2 protein-coding genes are annotated in these 2,026 nt (G+C 61.5%); both read left to right on the top strand.

All coding sequences use genetic code 11. The features are described from left to right. The first annotated feature begins 511 nt into the window (after positions 1 to 511). Positions 512 to 1,756 carry a hypothetical protein gene (locus IL992_RS45465; protein WP_193209492.1) on the top strand — a complete coding sequence of 415 codons (1,245 nt, stop codon included), beginning with the start codon at positions 512 to 514 and terminating at the stop codon, positions 1,754 to 1,756. Between the two features lie 74 nt (positions 1,757 to 1,830). Next, positions 1,831 to 2,026, top strand: a 196-nt coding sequence (locus IL992_RS45470) for a hypothetical protein (protein ID WP_193209493.1), incomplete at its 3' end; no start/stop codon positions are given.

The raw sequence follows: 2,026 nt of genomic DNA on the forward strand, positions 1-2,026 counted from the left end.
AACAGAAGACGACGTAGACGCCGAACAGGAGCAGGTCCCGGGGAGAGACCCCGTAGTAGAGCACGACCGCGGACGCCAGGGCGGTCACCGTGACCGCCGGCAGCCGCCGCGACCTCACAAGGCCGCCCGCACCTCGTCGCGCGGCCACGGACCGCCCCTGGCCCGAGGATTCATCACGAACAGACGAGCGCGGGCTCGACGGGGAACGGTCAACGGGCGAACTCGTGTGCATGAGCGCAAGCCTGGCGGCATATATGCCAAGAACCGGCACCGACGCAGCCCGACCACTGTTTCATTGCCGGGCCTTTGCAGTCGTCGATGCCGACGCATACGGGCTGCGGAACTCGACCAGATGGTCGAACGCAGGCTGCACGACCTCCCAATGGAGCCAGTTGTTTACGAAATCTTGCAATAACAGGCGGCCGACATCCGGAGCAACCCGAAGTGCTCCTGGTTACAGTGATCAGACGCCGTGAACCTCCCATCCATCATATCTTTCGGGTGATTTTTCGTGGAGTATCTGGTTGTCGTGGTATCCGCGACAATACTCACGTTTCTCGTTCATTTCTGTTTTGACCGGGATACGGCGCGACGCGTCCTGCCGGTGCTGCTCCTGGCCTTCGCCACACGGCTGCTGATCCATGTCCTGGTCCTACGGACCGGACTGCTCCCGTACGGAGGCGACAATTACACCTACGAATACAGGGCGTCGAAGATCGTCGCACTTTGGGAGCGCGAAGGGTTCCAGTTCGTCACTTCCGACCAAATCACCGACCTTTATTCCGTTGCCGTCCCCTGCAACATCTACGCGCTCATCATCTATCTATGCGGGGGATCCGCTCCTCTCGCATGCACAGCGGTGGTGGCACTGGTCGCCTGCGCGCTGTGCATGGTCATGTACCGTTTCGCCCGGCTCATCGGCGCGGACGAGCGAGCCTCCTACCGACTCCTCGTCCTGATGGCGTTCATGCCGGCGTTCCTGCTGCACACGTCGGACATGTTCAAAGACGGCTTCAACGCCTTCTGCGTCGTGGCATGCCTGGCCCTGGCCACGTCGAATGTGCAGAAATTCGACATCCGGAAAATATTGCTGCTCATTCCGTTGCTATGGGCACTTTGGAACATACGGCCGTACATGGTGTTCATGTGCGGGCTGCCACTCATCCTCGGCTTCGTCGCATCCAAGCGCGTCCTCCCTCTGTGTACCCTCACTCTTCTCGCCGGCTTTCTGGCATGCCTCGTCTTCTTTCCCGAGTCGACGGAGAACATGGCTGTGGAAACGATGCAGGCACAACTTGCCCAAGGGCAATCACAAGAAGCGATCCGGGCGAATTCCGACAGAGACTCCGGCGTCGTCTTCAACGACGGCGGAAATCCATGGGGCGCGTTGCCGGCAAAGCTCGTCTATACGCTGCTGTCGCCCTTCCCCTGGACGGGCGGAAGCATCGTACTGCAGCTTGGAAAAATCGAAACACTGTTGTGGTACTACCTCCTCGTCCGCGCCGTGCAGGGGGGGCGCGAACTGTGGAGACGTGAGCGCAGAAGCCTCATGGTCATCCTCCTCTTCGTCCTGCCCTGCACAATCATCTATGCGACGAGCATGGCCAATATCGGTCTCATTTTCCGTCAGCGGATGCCGATCGTTCTGGTCGTGAGCCTGCTGTCGGCGCTCGCCTGGACACGGGCCGAGCAGCGCCGCGGCCAAAAGAAAAGCCAAGTGCGGTCCGGCCAGGAATCGAGAATTTCTTCCCGATAAAGGCCCGGCAATGAAACGGTGGACGGGCTGCGTCGGTGCCGGATCTTGGCATATGTGCCGCCAGGCTTGCGCTCATGCACACGAGCACGCCCGTTCACCGTTCCGCATCCAGCCCGCGCCGGCCTGAGCGTGCGGGATCACCGAGGGGGGTTCTCGGCTCGCCGCGGCTGCCGGCGGTCACGGTGACCGCCCTGGCGTCCGCGGTCGTGCTCTACTACGGGGTCTCTCCCCGGGACCTGCTCCTGTTCGGCGTCTACGTCGTCTTCTGTT

Source organism: Microbispora sitophila (genome assembly GCF_014892245.1).
GTDB lineage: Bacteria > Actinomycetota > Actinomycetes > Streptosporangiales > Streptosporangiaceae > Microbispora > Microbispora siamensis.